Annotated in this window: 2 protein-coding genes and 1 pseudogene; all 3 read right to left on the bottom strand. The window is 62.1% G+C overall.

The window, feature by feature from the left end:
- Positions 1-358: pseudogene (locus EN738_RS21560) on the bottom strand (hypothetical protein); the annotation flags it as partial.
- Between the two features lie 31 nt (positions 359-389).
- On the bottom strand, positions 390-758 hold the full coding sequence (locus EN738_RS21555; RefSeq protein WP_127285480.1) for a hypothetical protein: 369 nt from the start codon (positions 756-758) through the stop codon (positions 390-392).
- A 75-nt stretch (positions 759-833) separates the two neighbouring features.
- The coding region (locus EN738_RS35240) for a calcium-binding protein (RefSeq protein ID WP_189605916.1) at positions 834-2,376 on the bottom strand (1,543 nt) is incomplete at its 5' end.

Genomic DNA, 2,376 nt, shown 5'->3' with positions numbered 1-2,376 from the left:
CGAGCATCTTCCTGCCGTCTTCGCCCGCGCCTCCTGCGGCGGACAGCGGCAGCAGCATGGTGATCTTCGCCGGCCCGGTGCCGAGCGACTGCGTCGCCTGCATCGCCTTTGGCGCCGCGGCGACGCTGCTGCCGGCGGGCGCGCCGGGCGCCGCGATCGCAGCCGGATCGAGCGCCTCACTCACGCTGCCTTTCGACTGGCAGCCGGACAAGGCGGCCGCCAGCGCAAACGCGATTGCCCATGCTTGTGGCGAGGGCGGGTGCCGTCTGTTGGAAATGCTGCGAAGCGCCGCGCCGGCATGCGCGGCAACCGGCGCCAAGCTCGCGGCGGCGAGCGGCAAGGCTTTCGGGGCTGTCATCACCAGTCTGTTGGCGCGCTCGCCCTTCAGGTCAGTTCATGTACTCGACCATGCGATCGTGGAAGCACTCGCATTTGTTGAGCGTGTCTTCGTCCTTGTAGTTCGTCTTCAGGTAGCCATAGGCCATGCCGCAGTAAGCCTTGGCTTCCGAAGCCCAGACGAAGGCGGGGCGCGACGAGTGGATCCACTCCGGGCTTTTGGCGACGGCGACCGACTCGTCCATCAGCTTCACCACCTGGGTCTTCAGGTCGGCGATGTTGTCGGTCAGCACCAGGTTGGACGTCCCGACGGTGCGGCAGTAGTCGGCCGTCGGGCCTTCGATGATGTCGGCGGCACGCCCTGCCGATCCGACCAGCAACAGGGCCGCGGCCGACACCAGCAATCTTGCGGAACGCTTCATGATAAAGTCCCCTCCATAATCCCAATATACGAGTTGCTAATACATAGCATGGCGATGTCCCGTTGCGCCATGCCGCTAGACTAGATTTGCCGTGGTCGTGTGCGTGGTCGTGCCGTCGTCGTAGAGCAGCGTGATGGTGTTGGCCGCCGGCAGGTTCTGCAGCGTCGCGACGTCGACGAAATTGGCGCCGTTGGCCGTGCCGTCCGCGTCGACGCTGAGCGTGCCGGTGCCGGCATTGTAGTTGACGAAGTCACCGACATTGCCGCCACCCGGGGCCGTGTCGAACAGGGCGGTCAGGTCGATCTTGTCGCCGTGCCCGCCGACACCGCTGAAGTCGGTGATCAGGTCCTTGATGTCGAGCCCGTCAAGCTTGAACGTGTCGGCGCCTGTGCCGCCGGTAAGCGTGTCCTGGCCGGCGCCGCCGATCAGTGTGTCGTTGCCGGCGCCGCCATTCAGCGTGTCGGCTCCAATGCCGCCGATCAGCGTGTCGTTGCCGGAAGTGCCAAGCAGGTTGTCGTTTCCGGAAGTTCCGGCAATGGCCTCAACCGTCAGATGATCGCCCGTCGTGCCATCGATATGGACGTTGAAGGTTTGCGTCGCAACATCGCCGTCGCCATCCGTAATGGATACTTTGATGCCGTTGAAGTCGAGATCTGCCGGCGGCGTTTCTGATTGCGAGCCGACCTCGACGCCATTCAGGCGGAACCCGCCGCCATTTGAGGCATCGCTGAGGACTTTGACCGCGTAGATGTCATCGCCGGCTACATAGTTGGCGGTACCCGCGACAGCCGACCAGTCAAGCTGGCTGACCTGGATGACCTGGCCCGAAGTCACGTTGAGCGTCACCTGATCATAATGCGTGGCATCGGTGTAAACGAGGACGGTGATTTTGGCCGTTGACATACCGCCCGTGTAGCCCTCGGTCGTGAACTTGAAATCGTCGACGCTGTGAGGGGTCGTATTGTTACTATCGTTGACGAATGCGAATTTTATGGATTCACCGGGGTCATTTGTCTGGCCGGAGCTACCCTTGACCGCCCAACCTTGATTACTGGTGTTCACCAAATCCCCGCTTTGGCCGGTGGGGGCCACGCCATCATCGCCGGTAACAAGAATGTTGAAGTCCGTGGCAGCACCCAAATCCACGATCAGTGAACCTGTCGGCCCTCCGGCTGTCGCTGAAGTCGCGGCGATTGGAGTAAAGACGACATCACCTGCCCGGTGCAGAACTTCCAGCGAGTCGGTGCCGTTGGCATTCAGAGTTAGGACGGCAACGATATCAGCTCCTTCGTACAGGTTGAGCACGATCTGGGATGCCGAGCTGGAGGCAACTTGTACATTCTGCCCTGTGGCCGTGATGCCGCCGAACCCATCCGCCCCGTACTGCCACTCGGCGAACTGGCCGTCGTAGGTGGTAGCTGTTGCCGGATTGAGTGCCGACAAGCTGACGATGCCATCGGCGTTCCCATCATTGACGAGGGTGAAGGATGACACGTCGTCGACGATGTCGACCAGGATGGTGCCGGTGGTTGTGTTGCCGTGTGCGTCGGTCACCGTATAGGTGAAGCTGTCCTTGTCCTGTTCGGTGGTGATGCCGTTGTTGAGGGTCGCGCCGTCA

The sequence above is a fragment of the Mesorhizobium sp. M4B.F.Ca.ET.017.02.2.1 genome, from assembly GCF_003998955.1.
In the GTDB taxonomy this organism is placed as follows: domain Bacteria; phylum Pseudomonadota; class Alphaproteobacteria; order Rhizobiales; family Rhizobiaceae; genus Mesorhizobium; species Mesorhizobium abyssinicae.
This window is presented reverse-complemented; position numbering and strand designations above follow the sequence as displayed.